The organism is Litchfieldia alkalitelluris (genome assembly GCF_002019645.1).
In the GTDB taxonomy this organism is placed as follows: Bacteria; Bacillota; Bacilli; order Bacillales; family Bacillaceae_L; genus Litchfieldia; species Litchfieldia alkalitelluris.
This window is the reverse complement of the sequence record NZ_KV917374.1, coordinates 1,613,093-1,635,475: the sequence shown is the minus strand read 5'-3', so window position 1 is coordinate 1,635,475 and position 22,383 is coordinate 1,613,093. Positions and strand designations below refer to the sequence as shown.

The window sequence follows — 22,383 nt, the reverse complement described above, 5'->3', positions numbered from 1 at the left end:
TGAATTACACCTCTTGAAGCAAGATTAGCCCTTTTTGTTGTTTTGCTGTATTTAATACGTGCGTATACATCTTTCTAGTATCCTCTTGTTTCGTACGCTCGGTGAACATCTTTGTACTACCTATTAAAACTAGTAGTTCTTTCGCTCTTGATAAGGCCACATTCAGCCTTCTGTAGTCTTTGGCAAAGCCAATGTCATCCTGTTTGTTGTCATGATTACGAACCATGCTTAATAAAATAATGTCCATTTCCATCCCTTGAAAACGATCGACGGTTCCGGTACGAATCGTTAAGTTTTGTAACTCAAGTTCTTGCTGAATGAAGCGGTCAATCCTTTTCACTTGTTCTCCGTAAAAACTGATCACACCAATGCTTTTTTTCTCATTCATTTTCATTCTACCAGCTGTTTTTGCCTGATTCGCAGCTTGATCCATTTCCTGCAGCAGCGATTTTATCTCGTTCAATTCAGCCTGGTTGTAAAGGCTTTTTCCGCCTTTCATTCGTTCTTCAAAGTAATCAGGTTCGTTCGGCATATCGAGCCATACTAAGTGATTGTTTCGCTTAATACGTGGTGACTCAAGCAGATGATCTCGATCATCATTAGAATTATTCAAGCCACACTGCAATCGTTCGTTTTCCTGCTCATAAAACGGAGAGATGGTAGCCATAATGTCTTCATGCATGCGGTACTGAATCGCCAGCATGGTTTTGTTACTTGTTGGTAAGTTTTTATATAACCGTTCAAACAACGATTCTTTCAACAGTTTTTTCAATTCCATTTTCCCTTCAAAATCATCACTTTCGTCTGCCATTTCCTGTAGCGTCTCTTCTAAAGTATCATTTCCTAAAAGAGGTGGCAGCTGATGATGATCCCCGACTAATATGATTTTTTTGCCTTTTAGCATCGGTAAAAGCAGCTCTGGTGGAGTCGCTTTTGATACTTCATCAATGATGACCACATCGAACTCAGGGTAATTATCCATAAACTCTTTACGTGCTGATGCCACACAAGTTGTGCCAATGACATTCGCATGTTTCACATAGAGTTTTCGAATTTCATCAAGGTCATGGTCTGTTGCTTCTTTCAGTAATAAAAGCCACTTTTCTTGAATCGATTGAAATAGTGGGAGTTTCTGCTGCTCCTTTTTTAACGATTCACGTGTAAAAGATAAACTAGCGAGTTGAGTTAATACCCTTTCACGCTTCTTTTCAGGTTCAGTCGAAAGAATCTCCTTTAAAGGAAGTTGCTCTTCCTCTTTTTCTCGAATTATCCCTTGTACCTGTCCCATCCGGATTTCGGTTTGTTCAAATTCCTGACTTATTTCTTGAAGCTCACTAGTTTTTCGAGCACTTTTTTGAAGATTGCTTTCAACCTGTTGCTTTACTAGCTCATACTTTTCTTTCTTATTCTTAAGCTCAAGTATTAACGCTTCTTTTTGACGAAGGATTTCCTTGGCATTAGGAATGATTTCTGCTGATGCTGTCATTTGCTTATATTTGTTTTGAAGGGAACGAAGCTCGTGGCGATGCCTTTCCAATGATTGCAACGATTTTTGGTAAAATTGCTCTTGTTCATGCTGCTGTCGCTGTAGTTGTGCTACCATCTCATCCTTTAGTTGGCGAAATGCTTCTTGTGCGATGCGTTTGTACGTGTCAAACGGTTGTAGTCGTTCTCTTTTTTTCCACACAAAAAGCCTCCTGCTATATAAACCTTCAAGGAAATCTATTAGCAATTGAGGATAGATATTGTTTTTTCCGACTAATCTACTTTTTAGTTCAGCCAGAAATTGATCAATTTCCTCTGCGGAATGAGTCGATGTCAAGATTTGCTGACGTTGCTTCAGTTCGTCAAATGAGATGTTGTGCTTCACTAAAAGTGATTCAACATATGAAATGGCTTTAGTCAATCGTTCATTAAATTGCTTTAATTTTTCCAGCTGATTAATGGCTACTCGGGTGTTTTCAAGATCCACTAATGATTGCTGAATGGTTACAGTACGCTTGATGTTTTGTTCAAGAATGAACCATTTTAAAGCGTCGATTTGTTTTGCGTTTGTTATTTCTGTAAGTATTGCATCCATTCGCTTTTTGGCTTCTGACCATTTTTCATATCTACCCGTTGCTTCGGCGGTTGTTTGTTTTGCTATTTCGATCTGACCTTCTAACTCCTGACACTCAACGCTATAACTTAATTGCATCATGATTTTTTCAGTATCAACTAACTCGTTTTCTACCATGTCACTATCTGGTTCCTCACGCAAAAACGCTTTCTCCTCTTCAATTGATGAATGTAGTGAATTTAGAGTTTGTTCAATTTCCTGTATCGTTACCGTTATAGTTTGCTTTTCCTGCTCCACCAACTGCAAATTCTTTTTGTAATCATCAAGTATAGACTGGATCTCGAGAACCTGTTTTTCCGCTTTTTGCTTCTCTTCGATTTCTATCTCTATTTGAGCAAGCACAGGCTCTAGCTGCTTTTGTTGCTGTTCATTCTCTTCCCATTCTTCTTTAATTTCTCGTTGTCTCGTTTTACCCTCTTCAAAATGAGTAGAGACTTCTTTTAAGGTATGATCCTTCCAATACTGACCCACATTTTCTTCAATAAACTTTTTTCCTTCTTCTTCAATGCTCTCCGTACGGCCAACGCGAAGGATTCGAATGTCTTTATTTGCGAGCAACCGTCCTAACGCATTATCGACCGCCAAATTCGACTGTGAGGCGACAAGTGTACGTAGCCCTGCCCGCGCATTTTGCAAACAAATTTCTGAAATAACGGTTGTTTTTCCGGTTCCTGGCGGGCCTTGGATGACATATAAATCTTCCGCAGACATCGCCCCTCTTACAGCTTCCTGCTGAAACTCATTCAGTCGATTGTGAAACTTAAGGTTAACTTGCTTTTTAGGGACGATAACTGGAGGTTTATTTTCAAATAAAAGACGCTCAAGCTCAGGATTAGCCGCCAGTCCGTTTTCTAAATGCTTAAATCCTTGCCGAAGTCTTTTTACCTGGCTTAATGTCGCAAAATTGCTGAAGACCACTTCTTTTTGCTTCATCTCAAAGCCCTGTTGTCGAGCTCGTTCCTCCATAAATCCATTCAGTTCCACTTCAACGGAAGAAGCGGATTTATTCGCTTTTAGGACCTTCCCGATATCCTGGTCAATTCCTTTAAGCTTAACGCTTAGATCTTTGAGAGATTTCCATTCCTTCTCAATCAACTGACATCCGGTGATTGTCATCCGGCTAAAATCACGATTGAACGAAAGCCCTGAATAGGAAGAAATCATGTCAGGTATATCTGCCGAGCGCTCCTGAATTTTCAAATAACCTTCCCAACTCGCAATCCGCTTTTTCACATACTCTGAGCTTTCCTGTGCAACCGGCATTTCGTGGATTAAGCTCAGTAAATCAAGCGGAACACTGTCTACCCGCTTAGCATTTAGATCAAACGAAATACTCACTGGACGACGCCAATTGGTCTCCACTGCTGAATGCGCCGCTCGTGTCGTCACATTTGTCGTGATAAACCGTTCCCTTTCCACTACACAATGCAGCACAATCACAAGTCCATCGCTTTTTTTAGCAACGCTCGGGTTCGCTTGATTGTCGAAAAATAAAGCGACTGAAAGAGGACGGTCCACCGTTTCTGGATATTTTTCTATATATACATGAAATGATGTTTGTAACGAAAAAAACGAGTCCCCGTCCGTGCCGAGTTCCCGCATCTTATCCTTCGCCTTATTTGTCAACGTTAACGGACATCGATCTATGTTAAACTGTTTCTTCATTAATTTGTCCACCTGCTTTATCAACCACCACCCAAAAGATAAGTGGCATTCTACCAAATGAATTATAGCACAATGTGAATACTAATAGAGTACTAGACCCTTATAGTAAATCTTGGGGTCTCGGGGGGAAGCAGGGGGACGGTTCTCGCGCTTCCATCCCTCTACAAAGGAAGCAAGAGAACTGTCCACGCTCTCCGTCGGATCATGTTGGATTCGAGAGTTTCTTTTTCTGATTATGACGATATTGCTTTAATGATAGATACAGTATGGTTACACCTCCAATTCCTAGTAGTATCATGATTTGATAGTGATTAATGGTTTGAAGAAGTGTGTTTGAATCTCCTTGATAAAAACGGCCAATACTTAATAGAAGAAAGGTAGAAGGAGCCATTCCCACCATGATAAGTAAGGTATAAATACGAAGGTTCATTTTAAACATTCCCGCTACTAAAGGAACTACACTGCCTAAATGGAGGGGACTAAAAATCGCGACACTCCAAATTCCAAATTTATTAAAATACAAATTTATCTTTTCAAGTTTTTCTCTTTTTGAAGAACTTAGCCTGCTCTCAACAGAACTCCCTAGCTTTCTACCAATAAAATAGGGAATATAGCTACCCAATGCGTACAAAAAGCTTCCTACAAAGGAGATCATGGTGATTTCAGTCCAGGATAATTCCATTATAAATCCTACTGTCACAATGAATAACGTTCCAAAGAAGGGGACTGCACTCCCTTCAACTAACAATGCTGCCAATACCCCCCATATCCCCCATTCTTCAATAACCTTCCATACAAATTCAGCCATTCATCCTCACTCCAGCACTCTATATTAAATTTAAGTATAGAGAATATCTCACTATCAAAGGATGTGCTACAGAAGTAACTACACATAAGACTTAAGGCGTATTTTGAAGCACGGGGACGGTTCTCGCGCTTCTTTCCGTGCCAAAATTGGGAGCATGAGAACCGTCCCCGCGCTTCCCCGCGCTTCTTGTAGAATGAGCACTTGTTTTGATAGCTTTTGTCATGTTGGAGGAAAAAGGAACTATGGTTGGAGAATATAGTGATATCAAACTACTACTGACATCATTATTTGAAAGGGAAGGTATTTAAATATGAATAACACTCAGTTTTTGAGAGCATATTCCATTAACGAAGTTTCTGAGAAGATTAATACCCCTACTGGGACGATTAGACAATGGGAAAAGGATTTACAAGGGTTACTTATCATTCCTCGTACAAAGCAGGGTGCGAGATTTTATACAGAAAAGGAAATAGCAATTCTAGAAAAAATTAAAGAAATGCGCGATCAAAAGGTTCATAAGAGTATGATTCGATCTTTGCTCGATAAATACCTTAATGGAGCTTCAGAACCTAGTTCCGAATCATCCGAATCAAGTCCGAACGAAAGCCAAAATGATACTCAGCTGGTGCCTTCAGGTACATCCAACCAACAAGATAATCAAGTGGAGCAAATGAATTTAAGTATAGAGGCTTTTAAACAAGAGCTATTACAAGAAATCAAACACGAAATTGCGCATAATAAAAATGAAATCATTGATGAAATCAAAAATGAATTGGTGAGTAATTCGCTTCATACGATCCAAGGAATCTCAAAATCTATTCAAAGATCAAATGATATGAGAAAAGCTGAAGTACAAGTTTTAACAGAAAGCATTCAAGAGGTTTCAGAACATACTTCCGAACGTTTCGAAACCCTATCTTACAAAGTTGCGAACTATTCGCAAGGTACTTCCGAACAACTAGAAAAACTATCAACTAACATTGCGAAGAATTCGGAACGAACTTACGAACAAGTGTCAAAACAGATCAACCAATCAATCAAAGCAACTACTACCAACAACCAAAGAACATTAGTAAAAGTCAATCATTCTCTTGGTGATGTAAGACATGAATTAAATGAGTTCTCAAAATCATTAGGAAGCGAACAAAAGCAAATCGAGCAAATTAATCGAACGCTAAAAGAACTTAGAGAATATACCCAAGCCGTTCAGCAACGAGAAGAAGTATTCCAGGATCTTGTAACGAACTTTCGAGAGGTGGCAGCTTCGAGAGAGAAACAACGTTGGTGGAAATTTTGGTAACATAGTGGTAGATCAATCTATTTACCATAACGATATTGAAATACTTTAATTTAGGTAGTCTGAGCAACCTCTAGGGTATCCTACTTTCTTAAAATAGCCGGTCCCCTATTTTGAGTGGATGAGCGGAGTAAATTGGACAACTTATTGAGGAATTATTCATTGACTTTTTCTAAAAGCAAAGCTAAAATATGTAGATATATGATAACCGAGAGATATTTGTTTTCATTTCTAACACTTAGGACACTTTAGCATATTGTTAATTATTTTTTATATTGGCCCTATGAAAAAGGAACCTAGAAAAACGAGAAGTGAAGATAAGATAAATCGGTATATTTCTTGACTAAGTAATCAACAAGTCCTGGGAATATACCGATTTTTTATTCAGGGGGTAAAATATGGATAAATCCAAAGGCTTTGTGGAAGCAGAAATTAGTAAGAATATCACTCAATGGGAAAAGGATTTCCTTGGACGTGGTTCTGTATCTGTAAAGACTGATATTTTACGAGATATGGTTATCGTTACATTAAAAGGGATTCTTACACCAGCTGAATATTCAGTTTGTGATACAAAGGAAGGAATTATTTCAATAAAGAAAATTCGTTCCGAGCTCGTTGAATCAGGAATTGAGGATTTAAAAGGAATTATCCTAAAACAAACTGGAGTGGAAGTAAAAAGTTTTCACACGGATATTAGCACCATTTCAGGAGAACGGGTCATGATTTTTAAGTTATTCATTGACCTTGAAAAAAGCTTCTAATTTAGGGAGATCTTTAAAAAGCTTGTAAGCTAGCTAAAGATAAACCGACAACTTTTAAAATTTGTATCTAAACAATACAAATTCTGAAATTGTCGGTTTTTTTGTTTATTAATTATTTTACTTAGGAGGGGTACCATGGCTGATATTATTGTAGATAACTTATTATCACCGGTTGTATTGTTTTTTGTATTAGGAATTATTGCTGCAATCTTTAAATCAGATTTAAAATTTCCGGGTGCATTAAGTGAAGCATTAAGCATTTATTTATTAATTGCGATTGGAATTAAAGGTGGAATTGAACTGTCCCACTACTCCATTGAATCTGTAATAGGACCAATTCTTGGGGCATTGTTTCTAGGAATAGTTACTCCTGTTATAACGCTTTTTATTATGAGATTAATTAAAATGGATCTAAAAAATTCAATTGGTTTAGCCGCAACCTATGGCTCGATAAGCATTGTTACTTATGGAGCAGCGATTGCCTTTTTAGATAAAAGTGGAATAGCTTATGAAGGATTTATGAATGCAATAGTTGTCCTTATGGAAAGTCCAGCCATCTTAGTTTCATTACTTTTACTAAAGGTCATTGAAAATAAAAAAGAAATGTTATCAATTCCTTCTCAAAATGTGGGTATTACTCCATCATCACTTAACTTAATAGATAAAGAAGTGATCCGGGAAAGTCTCTTCGGAAAAAGCATATTACTACTCGTGGGAAGTTTGTTCATTGGGCTAGTATTGGGCGAACGTGCTGTACCAATGGTTAAACCATTATTTATGGATTTATATGGAAGTGTTTTAATTCTTTTCCTACTTAATATGGGATTAATTGCAGGACAACGTTTACCAGAAGTGAAAAAGTATGGGATTAAATTACTGCTTTTTGGAATGTTCACTCCACTATTATTTGGTACGTTAGGGGTTTTTGTAGGAATGTTTGTTGGATTATCTCTAGGAGGAGCTACCTTAATGGGAGTTTTAGCAGGGAGTGCTTCTTATATTGCAGCACCAGCAGCTCTTAAAACATCTGTACCTGAAGCAAATCCATCCATTTATTTAGGATTGGCCTTGGGGGTAACTTTCCCTTTCAACCTTATTGTCGGTATACCGGTTTATTACGAACTAGCAAAATGGATACTTTAGGAAGCACGGGGACGGTTCTCATGCTTCCAAATGGAAGCACGGGGACGGTTCTCATGCTTCCAAATGGAAGCATGAGAACCTTTCCCCTAACATAAATGAACCGGGGAAGTCACTACTGAGATGTGTTTCGTGTCTTATCAAATATATATTGAAATCCATATAGAAAAAATGCTTTATAAAAGATATAAAGAAAAAATTGAACGTGATTTAATCGAACCAATGTGGAAACTTTATTTTTTTCCAGAATTTTTACTGTTGGATATGCGAAGATTAAATCAATAACAGCATTTAGTGCAATAAACTTTTTGAAATTGCCATATGTAAATTTTAATATCCACATTGAACCAACAATAAAGGGACCGACTATAAAAGGTAACTCTCCTGATATCATTGAATTTGGTTTTTTATAAAAAACCCACCACTTCTGCTTCCGTCCAATTAAAACACTAAAAAATTCTAAAATCACTACAAGAATTGATGCTGGGAAAAATCTCTTAATGTTCCGCTTACCTAATAGAGGTAATGTTAGCCAGGATAGTAAAACCAATGCTATGTTAATTAACTGTTGATTTTTCAGTGACATTTATCCACCCTCCTTTTTGGTTAAAATGGATATCGAACAACATCTTACTAATAATATACCTATAACTCATATATTTATTTGTTGATAAAAAAATAATTTAGGAGCGTCCTCTTGTTTATATAACACCTGTTGTTAAAAGGTGTATCTCCACTTCCTAGAGAGCATAAATCCCATTCAATTAAGAAACGAGAGATCTACTCAAAACGTTAAATCATTATTCTTGTACAGCCTGTTATACTATAATCGGCTCATTCTTAAGGTCTTTACATATTTACTTAAAGTTAGCCATCACGAACTATCGTATTGCCTCACTCTAAAGGTGCTTTTGCACCTTCTTATTTAGAAGTTTATTTAAAAACCTAATAAAACATCCTCCGCCATACAAGCTTAGCTATAAAAAACTACCCTCATCTAAGATGAAAGGTAGAGTTTATTATTCTTTATATTTTATTAAAATTATCTGGGTCAGCAAACATACGCTGATCCAAATTCAAGGTATCAATTTGATCCATATCCTCTTGCGATAGCTCAAAATCAAATACATCTGCATTCTCTACAATTCGGTGTGGTTTAGTTGATTTTGGTATCGTCACAACACCAGTTTGCAAATCCCAACGGATGATAATTTGAGCGGTTGATTTATTGTATTTCTGTGCGAGTTCTACCAGAATTGGTTCCTCTAGGAGACCTCCCTGCATTAATGGAGACCATGCTTCAAGCTGAATTTCGTGCTTTTTACAAAACTCGTGTAATACTCTTTGATTAAATCGCGGATGATATTCTACTTGATTGACCATTGGTTTGATTTCACAGTTTGCTAGTATATCTTCAAGATGATGAATTTTAAAATTACTTACCCCAATGGCACGAACTCTCCCATCCTTATAGAGCTTTTCAAGCGCTTTCCAGGTTTCTACATACTTGTCTTGTGATGGTAGTGGCCAATGAATTAAAAATAAATCCAGATAGTCTAAACCTAACTTTTTCATACTTTCATCAAATGCATTTAGTGTTGCTTCATAGCCATGATTTGAATTCCATACCTTTGTTGTAATGAACAATTCTTCACGAGTGACACTTGATTCGGCAATGGCTCTGCCAACACCCTCTTCATTCCCATAAATGGCTGCTGTATCAATGCTTCGATACCCTGCTTCAATGGCGGCTTTTATCGAATTCACAACTTCCTCACCATCTTGTACTTTAAATACGCCCAAGCCAATCCATGGCATCTTCACACCATTATGTAGTGTGGTTGTACTTTGTAAAGAGTCTGTCAAGGTTCTCTCTCCTCCTGCAAATAAGTTTGTTTATCTAATAAACTAAGTGTACAGTGAACGTTACGATTTTTCAAACCTGGCGCTTATCTTACCAATTCATTTTATTCCCTTGATAATCAATAAACATATGCTCCTCAATCGCTGGAGCTTTTAAAATTTCATTGACAATTCCTGTTGCCGATTCAACCGCTTCAATCGTTGCCTCATGGTTAAAATCACCCATAATATAAGTTTTCACATATCCTGGATGTAGAGCTAAAACTTTGATTCCGAAATCTTTTAAATGATTTTGGAGGATTGTTAATTGCATGTTTAATGCTGATTTAGTCATACAATAGCCATACTCTTTTATTCTCCAAGAATCCGCCAAGCTTCCCGCTTCTGATGAAATGTTAGCAAGCATTTTCCTTTCACCTTTCATTAATAAAGGAACCACCGATTGAGAAACACGCAACGGTCCAAATACATTTGTATCATACAACTTCATCATATCGTCATAATAAAATTCTCCAAAAATGTCCTTTGAACGATCTTTATAAATGGCTGCATTATTAATGAGAATATCTAACTGACCATTCGCTTTTTCACTGATTAACCGGGCTGCTTCATCCACAGACTGTTGATTCGTGACATCTAGTGAAATAATCTCAAGGTCCTCATCAAATTGCTTTTTCAATTCATCAAGCTCTGGCCAATCATTCATATAACGACCTGCAAATACCCGAAAGTTCTTTTCAAGAAACACCTTTGACAGAGATAATCCGAGTCCTCGGTCAGCTCCTGTTATATACACCGTTTGTTTCATCCTTTATACCTCCTTACAGGAATAGTTATTCACTTATTCTATTCTCTATCATCCTATTTTTATCCTTGCAAAAATAGAAGATATATAACAATCTGTTAAAATTAAATATAATTATTTACTACTGAAGACTCATTTTTAAGCACAATAACAGAATTTGTTGTAAGGAGGCATAACTTGCCTTTACAGATACAACCAAGTTTACTTGATTATTTGGTTAGATCTTGCATGTAAAAGACTATTATTTCATGCACTACAAGATATATGATGAGATTGAAGGAAAGAAACAAGCTTTTCATCTGTTTCTTTAGACGAATGACCAAGCCAAATCAAATGACCCCACGCTTCAAGAATGCATAATTCTGAGGCAGGTATATTTTCATGCGCAAAATGTGCGTGCTCCAATGGGACAGAACCATCATATTGACTATGCATTATAAGAGTTGGGCAAATGATAGATTTCAAATCTTCTAGAGAGGCTTCATTAACCTGTTCTAAATCTATTAAAAAACCATCTCCTGATCTCTGACGATTATTCATTTTTCTAATCTCTTCTACATCGTCCTTGTGAAGTTTAGCCTTTGCTTCACTATATTGCAATTTGCTAAAAGACGGAAACATCTGTTTAAAAATAAATTGCGGAAAAATATTGTTCATAGAAGAAATGAGTTTCCAAGTGTATTTTTCAGTTCCGGGACGAAATAATATTTTTGCAGCTTTATATTCTTTATCCTTTGGAGTAAGCCATTGCTTAGTGACTGCAGATTGCAAGGTCAATGAAGAAACTATTTAAGGGTACCTAGAAGCAAAATGAATGCCGCTTGGACCACCTGCCGAAATAGCTAGAACGTGAACCTTTTCAATCTTTAAATGCACTAATAACTTCAAATAATACTCGCAAGCTGTTGAAAGGCTTTTTCCGATTCCCTTTGAAGTTCTTCCATAACCAGGCCTTGAAGGAGTAATAACTGAGAAACCATTATCTATTAACCCTTTATAACCAAATTCTTCGTTACAGTTTGAATGCCCACCATGTAAGACTAATATTGGTTCTCCTTCGCCAAAAATAGAATACTCGATCGTTAACCCCTCTATCTGAAATTCCTCAATTCTTCGTTCCATAATCCTTTCTCCTTTTGGAAGCGTGGGGACGATTCTCGCGCTTCTTTTTGTTCTAAGGGGAAGCATGAGAACCGTCCCCCTGCTTCCTTGCTAAGCCTATCTCTTCTATTGATCATGTAAAAATGTTATAGTTATTATTTGTAATAATTATACAAATATGGAAGAGTGTATACAACATTGAATATCTTAATTATTTCTGGTAGTGCACGTACGCAATCTAATAGCTTGGGAATCTCAAAATCTGTTGAAAAAGAATTACTATAACTGGGTATTTCTGTGAATTTATTTGATCTCCGTCATGAAGAGCTTCCTATTTTATATATACACAAAAAGGCCCCCTGGTAGGGAGCCACCACTTATTCCTTCTATCTTCCACAACACTTTTTATGCTTCTTACCACTTCCACAAGGGCAAGGTGAATTGCGTCCTGAACTTGTTACACTAGCGACATCAATGACATTGGTATTCATTTTTTGTGACGTAGATGTCATTGGCATTGAAGGAATCGGAGTTAATTGTTTATTCTCCTTTTCAACCAATTCATTTGGGGTATACCCTTTTAACACCCACTGTCTTGTATTATTTGACACTTCGATAAGGTGACCCATTAGTTGTTCTAAAAACTCAAGGGAAGGAAACTCAAAATGTTTTTGGAAGTATTCAATCAATGAATTAGGTCGAACATCTACATTAATTATTTTCACTAAATCCCATGCAACATTGTCTACCTCTTGATTTGTTAGTCTATAGCGTTCCTTTAAAAAGCTTAAAAACCTGTCCATTTCCAACGACTTACCAATAAATCCAGGCTTCCCTGCTTCAAGCAGCTGCTTTCTAGTAAATGGATAATAATCAATATCATCTCTCATTTTTTGTTCTTCACGAATTTCTTCTGCTTTAAATAGTATTCTACGGTCTATTAGTCTGTATGAGGAAAATCTTACTCTATTGTAGTAATCACATGCCATTGATATAACCTCAAGGAATTCTTTATGATCCACTTTATCTTTAACTAGGCTCTTGATCTTGGTGAATACATCAAATGTTTCGATCACCCCATAATAATAAAGCATCCCATGTGTAAGTTGTATATATTCTGTATTTCTTTTAATGACCTTTTGAAGTTCTTCTCCATCACATTCCGCAAAGGGTTCTAGAAGTTCCGCTGGCATGATCAATTGCTGTCGGCCGTTCACTTTCACAGGAAAAACAATCCCATATCGCATTAGTGCTTCAACCTTCCCCATAGGGAAATTATCACTAACACCGACATAACCTTTCACAATGCCCCTGATCAAATCGTATCTCCCTTTATCTAGAAGCGATAAAATCTGGGGCAAACGCTGCACAATAGCTTCTGTAAGTACATCAGCTAATTCGGCTTTTTTTAAGGAGCTTACCCCTGTGAGATTAAGGTTTTTCCTAATTGTATCTAACTCGGTCTTTGTGAGTAAGCTAAGCAGACCACGGAGTTCATAAGGTGGTTCTACATTTTTCCAAAGCTGATTCTCTCGATTTATCTCTCGTTTCTTGCTATCCGTTTTCGCATTCTTCAATGCGTTAAGTAGCATTCTCTCCATTTTCTTATCCATATTAAATCTCCTTTAGAAGCAGTGGGACGGTTCTCGCGCTTCGTATTATCGAGGCAAAACTCTATCCATATTGCGCTATAAGTATTAGTGCTAAAAGTTCTAAACATAAATAAACGAACAGCCAAAACTATTATCTAGCTAATATTATAATCTACTATCTCATTTCTACAACATGCAAAAAAGCGTGAAGAGTGTTCACGCTTTCCAATGAGTTTATAAAGGAAGCATGAGAACCGTCCCCGTGCTCCCCCTGCGCCCTTGCTTCTACCATTTACCTTTCAACTTAAACAACCCCAACAACTCACCAACGGTCAGGTTTGACGTTGGATTGAATTCGTCACTTAACAGGTAGTGGGTGGTATCATGTAGAAGAAACTCGACCTCAGGGCGTTTTAGATTGTTTAAGATATTAAACGTTGTAACATAAAGACTTCCTTCTCCCACTTTTGTTTCGAATGAGTAGGCTAAGTGCTTTCCACGGTTATGGTTATCAATCACTTCGACAATTGGTTTGACTTGTGGAACTGTTTCGAGATTCATTGCAGTTGCTCTGTCAACCAAATAAAACCAATTCCAATTTGAACGTCCATCATGCGGAAAATTCTTTAGTGATGGATGATCATGAATAATCATCCCCATGGTTGTGCCGATTTGTGCCGGGAACCAGATATAATTCCAAAAGATTGGTAGAAATCTAGTTTTTACTTCATCAAATTGATTTCCTTCCTCGGCTATAATCCAAGCCTTCCCACCATCTAGCAGGAATTGTAAAAGCTCGGTTGATAAATGGTCTGAAATAGCCAGATCGATATTCTTTTCCTCTTTATAACTAAAACCTTGAAACCCTATTTTCCCTTGATATTTTGCTCCATAAAGGCTATTTTTCAATACTGGGACATCCGACCAGATCCTACTCGCATCCTTATGAAGTGTCGGCCTCTTATAAGTCCAAAATTCCCAGTCGTTTTCAATGACTCTCTTAGTCCCAACAAGTTTTACCGACAAATTGAGTGACTCACTTACGTTAGATGGTGTTTCGACTTCTAAAATGGCTAGCGAGCTGACAGTGCCAGGTATGATTTCAGAAACTGTGATGATACCTGATTTTAGAAGTTGTTGATTGGCTTTTAGCTCCCAGATTAATTCGCTTTCTTTGAAAAAATCATTACTGAAATTTGATACATCGACCGTTACCCGCAGTTTTTCCCCTGCATAGTGTGTTCGATTCATTGATCTCATGAGAATGACAACTTCATCATTGAAGGCTCGGAATTTTTCAGGCGTGATCGTCCCTTTATTATCCCAAAACGCATCTAAAATTCCCGTAGTTGCGTGACCTTGACCTGGAAAATCACGAATGTCTAGTAGCTGAATTCCTGCTAAACCTGAAGTTCTCCGTGCTCTTTCGATGTTTTCCTTATATGCTCTTGCTTGCAGTGTTCCAGATGCTTCAATATATTCATCAATCCGACTAAGCTGGCCTTTTTTCTCTAATGTTGCCATTGTTGTGTTTAACCAATGTGGACGTAAAATACCTGTATACTTTTCTGCTTCTTGCGGGCGAACATACATCGTGAACTGACCATGCTCATGTGCAAGAATTGGTTTATCAGACTGCATAGTTACAACGTTATAGTCCTCAGAAGTATTAGGTGTACCAGCATAATTATTTGTTAGCGGTGGATGAGCATTTAGTGATGGGATAAAAAAGTCGCCTTCACGGTCATGAGCCGGTAGACGCCCAAATCCCGTATTATCTGTGTATAATCTTGTAGAGTCGAGAGATCTACATAGCTCAACCTGTTTATTCAATGCTTCATGACCTTGAGGACCAACTAATTCATTACCAAGAGCTAGTAAAACAAATGAAGGATGCTCGTTCAGCGATTCAATCGCACGATACAATTCTCGCGTTAAAAATTCATGAACATCTTTTTCAGGTTCAACTTCTCGATGATGGTATAGGTTTGACCAATGAGGTAATTCGGTTTGAACTAGCATCCCTTCCTCATCTGCCGCCTCCCAAAACGGCTTGGGGGGTGTCCAACCATGTAGCCTAACATGATTAAAGCCATAGCTTTTAACCGTTTTAAATTGACTCACATAGTCTTGCTTATTCCAGCTTGGATATCCTGTTTGTGGGAAGATACAACAATCAACATACCCTCTTAGAAATTTTGGTTCATTATTTAAAAGAAGCTGCTTGCCTTCTGCTTTGATCTCTCTTATCCCTAACGTGCGAACTTGTTGATCAATCATTTCTGTTTTTGATCTAATGATTGAAGCGCTCAATTGATAAAGATATGGGTTTTGATCATCCCAATAAATCACATCATCCCAAAGAGGAATGTTCATATGAATTTGATCGTCTTCGATAGGAGACGTGATATCACAAACAAGCTTTTGATTCTTTGAGAATACTTGAACAGAGAGATCACTATCTTTATCAAGCAGATGGCTGTTCTTGAGATGAACTTCTAAGTCTATGTATCGATTCTCTAGTCTTGGATACATTTTCACATCGTGAATACTTATCTCTGGCATTGCCTCCAAATATACTCCACCAGTTATCCCACCCCAATTTGTAGCGGTATGGTATGAGTGGATATGGCTATCATGGAGAGGATAGTTCATTTCATTATTGACACAAATGACAAATTGATTACTCTCTCCTACCTTCGTAAAATCTGAGACTTCTAGTACATGATCACTTAAAAGACTTTCCCCTTCTCCGACAAATCGACCATTAATCCATACCTTAGTCATCCAACGCACTCCAGAAATGACTAGTTTTAGAGATTGGTCTTTCATCTCTTTTGAGATAAACACGTCCTTTACATACCAGGCAGTGCCTTCATATTCGCGGAGCTTTTTCCACGCTCCAATTGGATTATGTTTTGAAGGCTTTCCAAATCCTTGCTCTTCCCATGATCCTGGAACGTTTATCTTCGCTAGAGATGAAGCACTAATAATCTCGTCAACTTTATACTTTTTTTCGGGGTCTAACGTAAAAGACCATTCACCATCTAAAGAAAGCTTCTGTCTTGTTATTACTTCTAGCGTATTAGTCATACGGGTTCCTCCTCTATCACTAATTCAAACTCACGAATCAATTTAGCTTTAATGGATTTAATTTCTGCGATTTGCTTATTGATAACCTCGGCTCTTGCAGCCATCGGTGAATCACTTTTGACAAAACTCCCTTCTTTTAACGGGGAGATATAAATATACATTCCTTTTTCTAAAAGCTCTTGCTGATGCTGTTTTAAACCAATTTCCCATGTGTGATTATTGCTAAAATTATCATGAATAAGCTCGCCATCGATAAACGCATAACCAATGTCACCAACATAGTCAATCTGAAGTAGGAGTTCTTTTCCCCCTTTAAAAACTTCGGACTGACACTGAATGATTGCTTTATTCGAGTTAACCATTTTCACGTCCAAAACTGGTTCCTTCCTTACGACCTTTTTCTTAAACTCCTTAAAAATCCCATCATTTTTACAAGTTATTTCTTCTCCAGCTATCGTCATCGCATCATTGAACCCGGGATATACTTTCAATTGAATAGCCTCATGACCTTCGCATTCCAGCCTAATTTTATTATCATCAACAAGAACAGTCGCATCTGTAAGAAAGATTTGCTCTTTTCCTCTAAATGAGAACTTCCAAAATTGTAAGCTTTGCTCATTAGTTAGGGTACAAATACGAAGCTTATTTCCAGTCTTCAAGGTGAGTTCAATTAAACTACTGTCTTGACTACTCACTTGGACCAAGGTATTGCCATCTGATAGAATGGTTCCTTTACCTTTATCAACCAACACTTCTTGAATCTCATGCCCCTCAAGAAGATATTCACCACCCTCGATTCCCTTAGGAATAAAGAAGAAGAAAGTTGTTTCACCTTCATGTTCAATCCTTGTTAAAAATTGTGTGGTTGAATATTTTAAAGTTACTCCTTGTAAATCAAAGTTGAATGGCAAAATACAACACTCATCCTTTGCTAACGATATGCTTTCGTTTTTAGGAAGTCGTATGTTTTCAGTTGCAAGCTTAACTGTAATCGCAAAGTCTTCTTGGTTCTTTGTTTCAACATGATCTTGATAATTATTTATAAAAACAAAACCAGAATTTCCGTCTGCCCGAACAGCATATCTTAATGTCTCAATCTCATACGGATCCATTTCACGTGTATCATATGGCAGAATTGTTTTTGTTTTGCAAAATTCCTTCTCAACTGTTTTATAAAAATAGTGTTGACGTTTTAACCTTTTATAAGAATCTCTAATTTGTCCGAACTCTCCAATTGGTGCTTGGTAGTCGTACGATATTTTAGGTGTAGCATGTTCATTCAAAAATGAAGTTCTCTTCCCCTTAGGATTTGAACCACCATGAAAAACATAGTAACCAACAAAGTTGCACCCACCTGCTACCTTCATTTCCGCCATAGCATCGACACTTTCATACGGTAGCTTGAAACGGTAGTTATAAAAGACTGTCATCCCCCCTCCCATTTCACAACAAGCAAACGGGAGACTTTCTGGACGATAAGTGGGTGAAAACCCGTAGTTTTCTAGTTGGTCATTATGATAGTCTCTAAAGATAAATTCAGGTGTTGCAGGGTGTTTCTTTACATCTCCATAGAAAATCCACGGCCAAAACGCGTATCCTCCCCATAATGGGAGCACTTCATCAACTGGAGCTGATGCTCCTCCCCATCCAGTACCAGTATAAATTGGCGTTTCAATTCCAGCTTCAATGGCTAACTGCTTTAATTTGATCATATGGGCGTCTCCATCTCTTCCTGCTGCAACCCATTCACTACTAGTGCCTGTTGTAATTTCCCATGGTGCACCTGCATGTTCATATTCATTTTCAATTTGTGTTCCAATAATCGGACCACCGTCCTTAAACGAGAGCCCTTGTACTTGATTTCCGATTTCCTGATAAAATCGATTCACATAAGTTAAGTACTCCTCATCATTGGACCGAAGATCAAATGGTCTACCAAATAGCCAGTCTGGGTACCACCATTTCTTACTTCCCCATGTGCAAAAGGACCAATTCTTAAAATAACGCCGAGACAGTGTTTTCCACATAACTCAACAAATCGACGAATGTCTTTATTAGCTTCCCAATCAAAAATTCCTTGTTCCTCCTCATGATGATTCCAAAATACGTAGGTTGGGATGATCGTTATACCACACATTTTCATTTTAATAATTTCATCTTCCCAATCTTCACAGTGATATCTACTATAATGAAACTCACCACTTATCCCGAAGTAAGGCTGGCCATCTTTTTCGAGATAATAATTTGTAAAGCTATAGCTCTCTCCAAAGCTATTAGCTCCCCCCAGCTTTGTAACAAGTGGGTATATCTCTTTTTTAGGATCGTTGACCTCAATACTATACTCTCTCATAAAGGTTTCCTTCCTTATTAAAGGCTATTTTCGTAAACATTGTTGCTTTTGAAAAGTCTTTTAAATCTTTCCTGAAAATAACTTAGTAAGAGGAGTTCCATGAGCTGCGATCCACCTGCTTTCCCCGGGGCGGTCCGTGATCCTCCTCGTCGCTCTCCTGAGCTCCTGCGGGGTCTCACGAGACCGCTAGATCCCGCAGGAGCTCAGGTGGCTCTCCGCTCATTCCACACTTAGTAAGCACACTAATTTCATATACCATGGTGCAAATTGAATTAGCATGGAGGTCTACTCTGAACTAAGTAGAGTGGCATCTTTTCTTCCTAAACTAAAATCAGAATCGTGATCAAACCCAGATTGGTGAATTTTCGCTCCCTGGTGATGTGGGTCGAGCTGTAGCACTTGTTGAAAGTGCTCTAAAGCATTGTTCGCCCTATCTAGCCCTAGTAATCCGAGACCTTTCATAAATAGACAATGAATTCTATTTCTTTTATTAAGGTCTTCTTCAAAGACTAGAAAATCTGGTAGTGAAACAGCAAAATAATCAATGATGACAGAATCAAAAATATGTTTTTCAGCATAATCGATTAGCTTATTAAATCTCCGTTTGGCTTCTTTCTCATTTTTCAACTTGAGCCAAGCTAGACCTTGATAAAAAATCATTTCAGGCGGCTGATCATTGTAATACATAGCACTTGTTGGTTCATCTAGGCCTTGGGATGCCAATGTAAAACACTCCGCCGATTGCTCAGTTTGTTTTAGCCCTTCATAAGCACAACCTAAAAAATAATAGATATTATTTTCCTGCGCCCCTGTTAACTTCCCTTCTCCAAGGTTATGCGGATAAACAAGTGCCTTCTTTAAAACTTCAATTGCTGCACCATAGTTTTTCTCTAAAATATATACTTTACCAAGTTCAACATGTGATAACACATATTGACCTGTTACTTTCCCTTCGCCACCTTCCCAAGGGTGAAAATGCCGTCCTGACAGTAATTCAATCGAGTTTTCATATTGCCCAAGAGTATTTAATAGAGTTACATATTCAAGGAATAAGTCATCTCGTTCTTCTACCAAATTCATGTGTAATTGCATCAACTTCAGGCGTTTTTCTGGTGAGAGGCTAAGTTTTTTGTATAGTTGGTCTAACTCAAACAATACGCGCGCATCATTTTTATCATAAGTAAAAGCGGTTTCAAGAGATGCTAGGGCCTTTTCTGCATCATGTAGCACATTGAAATAAGCTAACGTCAAGTTCCGATGTACTGTTGGGAACCGAGGATTAATCGTCCTTGACGTTTCCCAATGCTTAATCGCATCCATCTGCCTTTTTTTATCAAATAAAAGATTACCTAAATAATAATGTGCCTTATCATCTTGTGGTCTCGTCGTAATCACATGCTCTAACACAATCAGTTCAAATAATGAATTGGGAAAACAGTAATCAGAAGCTGCAGCATTTCCCTTTTCCACTTGGATCTTGAAGTCAGTGGACTGATTTAGCTTGTTATATAAATAAGCTAAAGTATAATGTACGATTGGATACACGGTTTTATCATCTTTTGGTAAAACTCGTTTGAGCACTTGTATCGCTTCCTCAAAAAGTCCACACTCTGCGTAATCCGCGGCTACGTATAAATGGTTTTGAACATCGCCACGCATTAAAACTTGTAGCTCACGTAATAAATTCTCTGCCCTTTCCATTTCCCCCTGCTCTAGTAAAACAAGATATAACTCGTTATAAGCACCAAAATCTGCAATATCTAGAGCAATCGTCTCTTCCGCAAAGGTTTTTGCTTCGTTTAAGAACTGACATTTTCGTAATAAGGCGGTTTTTAAATGACGTGCTTTATAATTCCCTGTATTTCGATTTAGTGATTTTTCAATAAGATCCAATGCCTCTTCAAATGCTCCTTTTTCACAAGCAATTTGTGCGAGCGCAAAATAGCTACTATCCTGCCAACCTGAAGACCAAACCGCTTTATAGAAGCTAGTAAATGCTTCATCCAGTTTTCCTTGTAGCTTAAGTGATAACCCTAGCTGATAGTAAGTCTCAGAATCAGATGGATTTGGATTTCGCCATGTTAACGAAGCAATCGCCTTACGAAAATAAGCTTCGCTTTCTTTGAATAGTCCCCGACGTAAGAGCAATCTACCGTATGCTACATTGTTTCGAATATCCCTCGGGTCCCGCTTTAGTCCCTCAATATAATAGCCATCTGGCTCAAACGTTGCATGACGATATTGCTCTAAGTGAAGTCCTGCAAGATATAGTTCTTCTGTTGTTCTTAATTCACCAGGAGCTGGAAGTGGTTTTGCTGGTTCTGGCATTTCTTCTATTTCTTGCTTTTCAGGCTGATAAGAGATTAATAGACGCCCTTTGTTATCTTTTACCGATAAAATGAGATCATGTACTTGGTCTTCTGTTATCTCTATCGGTAACTCAGTTTCAAATGTATGATTGGGTGACAATGTTGTCGTTTCAATTAGATATGTCTTACTGCTATCTTTTAACTCAATCACGGCTGCTTCAAAAGCAGATGTTGCATAAACAAACACCTTTGCTTTTTTTAACACTTCATCAACTTCTAAATTAACAGCAGCATCAACTGAAGCATTTTTCACGATACCGATGTCCTTGTATGGCATAAAATATTGTTTAAATGTTTTCTCTTCATAAGGGTGAAGCCATGAGAAATCCGGTTGATTATCGGTATAAACACCAGTCATTAGTTCGATATATGGTCCATCCTCATCAGTTAAATGACGATCCCAGGCTTGACCAAATTCACCATTTCCCCAAGTCCACTGCTTTTTCCCCGGAGAAATATGATGATTTGCAACGTGTAACAGCCCGGCTTTCACTCCATGATCATACCCTCCCACAAAATCATACTTAGATTTGTAAGCCATATATGATGTTGGAACAGGGATATTTTTATACCGTGATATATCTACACCTTCTGAATAATCCATTTTATAATACGTTCCAGTTGCAATTGGAAACTTAGATACATCGCGTTTCCCGTGGTCAAGAACAGCATGGACGTCGGGCGGAAAAACCGATTGAGTATCATCGTTGACTGCCACCGCTGGATTAGCCCACCAAAGAAATGTTTGAGGTTCAGGAGTTCTATTATATAGTTGAGCAGAAATCTCTAGATACGCCTTTCCCGGATGTAAAGTAAATCCAGCAGTTACCTTCGTACCATACATTCTATCAATTTCACTTACCCAAACGGTTACACTACCGTCCGGATTTTCAGACTGTTGATATTCAACAGGGCCAAACGTATTTGGGCGATGATGCTGTGGCCAGTTAAATTCAATCCCGCCAGATATCCATGGACCAGCTAATCCAACCAGCGCTGGCTTAATGACTCGATTATAATAGACAAAATCATAGTTATTGGTTTTATCGAGTGCACGATAAATTCTGCCACCGATTTCGGGCATCACCTCAATCCGAATATATTCATTCTCCATAATCACTAACTGATAACTTACTAGTTTCTTTTCATCGTTGATTTTATCAATGACAGGGAGTGGATATACCTTTCCAGAGCTTCCTTGGTATACTCTCTTATCAAGGAACATCGGATTCTTATTTGGCTCTCCAACACCATATGTTGGGATCTGTCGCTTTTCTTCCCAGATACGGGTCGTATGGTGATTCTTTTCCATCAAACGTCACTCCTCACCTTATTTCTATTTATACTTTATCGTTACAAACGCTTTCAAACAATAAATCAAATTCGGTTTATAATGGACTATATTCGGATTCCAATTTAC

At 37.8% G+C, this 22,383-nt stretch carries 12 protein-coding genes and 2 pseudogenes; 3 read left to right on the top strand and 11 right to left on the bottom strand.

What is annotated here, in order from left to right; genetic code table 11:
* Positions 1 to 4 precede the first annotated feature (4 nt).
* Entirely contained in the window at positions 5 to 3,784 is a 3,780-nt protein-coding gene (locus BK579_RS07570) for an AAA domain-containing protein (RefSeq protein ID WP_078544609.1), read from the bottom strand.
* 202 nt (positions 3,785 to 3,986) lie between these two features.
* Complete coding sequence (locus BK579_RS07565) at positions 3,987 to 4,592, bottom strand: DedA family protein (RefSeq protein ID WP_078544608.1); 606 nt, start codon at positions 4,590 to 4,592, stop codon at positions 3,987 to 3,989.
* 310 nt (positions 4,593 to 4,902) lie between these two features.
* On the opposite strand from BK579_RS07565, the gene BK579_RS07560 reads away from it, so the two are divergent.
* The 3 genes from BK579_RS07560 (at position 4,903) to BK579_RS07550 (ending at position 7,793) form a co-directional block, all read left to right on the top strand.
* Positions 4,903 to 5,892: a MerR family transcriptional regulator gene (locus BK579_RS07560; protein WP_078544607.1), complete on the top strand. Its 990-nt coding sequence runs from the start codon at positions 4,903 to 4,905 to the stop codon at positions 5,890 to 5,892.
* A gap of 395 nt (positions 5,893 to 6,287) precedes the next feature.
* The gene (locus tag BK579_RS07555; RefSeq protein ID WP_078544606.1) at positions 6,288 to 6,650 is read left to right on the top strand and encodes a Na-translocating system protein MpsC family protein; all 363 of its coding nucleotides are present in this window, start codon (positions 6,288 to 6,290) and stop codon (positions 6,648 to 6,650) included.
* A gap of 135 nt (positions 6,651 to 6,785) precedes the next feature.
* On the top strand, positions 6,786 to 7,793 hold the full coding sequence (locus tag BK579_RS07550) for a sodium-dependent bicarbonate transport family permease (RefSeq protein WP_078544605.1): 1,008 nt from the start codon (positions 6,786 to 6,788) through the stop codon (positions 7,791 to 7,793).
* 112 nt (positions 7,794 to 7,905) lie between these two features.
* On the opposite strand, the gene BK579_RS07545 is transcribed toward BK579_RS07550, so the two are convergent.
* The 9 genes and pseudogenes from BK579_RS07545 to BK579_RS07510 form a co-directional block, all read right to left on the bottom strand.
* Entirely contained in the window at positions 7,906 to 8,376 is a 471-nt protein-coding gene (locus BK579_RS07545; RefSeq protein WP_078544604.1) for a hypothetical protein, read from the bottom strand.
* 440 nt (positions 8,377 to 8,816) lie between these two features.
* A complete protein-coding gene (locus BK579_RS07540; RefSeq protein ID WP_078550459.1) occupies positions 8,817 to 9,608 on the bottom strand; it encodes an aldo/keto reductase in 792 nt (263 codons plus the stop codon).
* Between the two features lie 136 nt (positions 9,609 to 9,744).
* Complete coding sequence (locus BK579_RS07535) at positions 9,745 to 10,461, bottom strand: SDR family NAD(P)-dependent oxidoreductase (protein ID WP_078544603.1); 717 nt, start codon at positions 10,459 to 10,461, stop codon at positions 9,745 to 9,747.
* A 243-nt stretch (positions 10,462 to 10,704) separates the two neighbouring features.
* Positions 10,705 to 11,580: pseudogene (locus BK579_RS07530) on the bottom strand (alpha/beta fold hydrolase).
* A 365-nt stretch (positions 11,581 to 11,945) separates the two neighbouring features.
* The gene (locus BK579_RS25250) at positions 11,946 to 13,172 is read right to left on the bottom strand and encodes an SEC-C metal-binding domain-containing protein (protein ID WP_139365064.1); all 1,227 of its coding nucleotides are present in this window, start codon (positions 13,170 to 13,172) and stop codon (positions 11,946 to 11,948) included.
* A gap of 264 nt (positions 13,173 to 13,436) precedes the next feature.
* Entirely contained in the window at positions 13,437 to 16,244 is a 2,808-nt protein-coding gene (locus tag BK579_RS07520; RefSeq protein WP_078544602.1) for a glycoside hydrolase family 2 protein, read from the bottom strand.
* On the bottom strand, positions 16,241 to 17,956 hold the full coding sequence (locus BK579_RS26315; protein ID WP_407936269.1) for a beta-galactosidase: 1,716 nt from the start codon (positions 17,954 to 17,956) through the stop codon (positions 16,241 to 16,243). Before BK579_RS26315 ends, BK579_RS07520 begins: the two co-directional genes overlap by 4 nt.
* Before the next feature lie 132 nt (positions 17,957 to 18,088).
* Positions 18,089 to 18,594: pseudogene (locus BK579_RS27025) on the bottom strand (beta-galactosidase); the annotation flags it as partial.
* A gap of 285 nt (positions 18,595 to 18,879) precedes the next feature.
* Positions 18,880 to 22,275 (bottom strand): DUF5107 domain-containing protein, encoded by a 3,396-nt coding sequence (locus BK579_RS07510; RefSeq protein WP_078544601.1) that lies wholly within the window; start codon positions 22,273 to 22,275, stop codon positions 18,880 to 18,882.
* Between the last annotated feature and the right edge of the window lie 108 nt (positions 22,276 to 22,383).

What these genes read in the sequence shown, in the direction of transcription:
- BK579_RS07570 (WP_078544609.1), bottom strand. Translation starts at nt 3,784, where the DNA reads ATGAAGAAACAGTTTAACATAGATCGATGTCCGTTAACGTTGACAAAT.
- BK579_RS07565 (WP_078544608.1), bottom strand. Translation starts at nt 4,592, where the DNA reads ATGGCTGAATTTGTATGGAAGGTTATTGAAGAATGGGGGATATGGGGG.
- BK579_RS07560 (WP_078544607.1), top strand. Translation starts at nt 4,903, where the DNA reads ATGAATAACACTCAGTTTTTGAGAGCATATTCCATTAACGAAGTTTCT.
- BK579_RS07555 (WP_078544606.1), top strand. Translation starts at nt 6,288, where the DNA reads ATGGATAAATCCAAAGGCTTTGTGGAAGCAGAAATTAGTAAGAATATC.
- BK579_RS07550 (WP_078544605.1), top strand. Translation starts at nt 6,786, where the DNA reads ATGGCTGATATTATTGTAGATAACTTATTATCACCGGTTGTATTGTTT.
- BK579_RS07545 (WP_078544604.1), bottom strand. Translation starts at nt 8,376, where the DNA reads ATGTCACTGAAAAATCAACAGTTAATTAACATAGCATTGGTTTTACTA.
- BK579_RS07540 (WP_078550459.1), bottom strand. Translation starts at nt 9,608, where the DNA reads ATGCCATGGATTGGCTTGGGCGTATTTAAAGTACAAGATGGTGAGGAA.
- BK579_RS07535 (WP_078544603.1), bottom strand. Translation starts at nt 10,461, where the DNA reads ATGAAACAAACGGTGTATATAACAGGAGCTGACCGAGGACTCGGATTA.
- BK579_RS25250 (WP_139365064.1), bottom strand. Translation starts at nt 13,172, where the DNA reads ATGGATAAGAAAATGGAGAGAATGCTACTTAACGCATTGAAGAATGCG.
- BK579_RS07520 (WP_078544602.1), bottom strand. Translation starts at nt 16,244, where the DNA reads ATGACTAATACGCTAGAAGTAATAACAAGACAGAAGCTTTCTTTAGAT.
- BK579_RS26315 (WP_407936269.1), bottom strand. Translation starts at nt 17,956, where the DNA reads ATGATCAAATTAAAGCAGTTAGCCATTGAAGCTGGAATTGAAACGCCA.
- BK579_RS07510 (WP_078544601.1), bottom strand. Translation starts at nt 22,275, where the DNA reads ATGGAAAAGAATCACCATACGACCCGTATCTGGGAAGAAAAGCGACAG.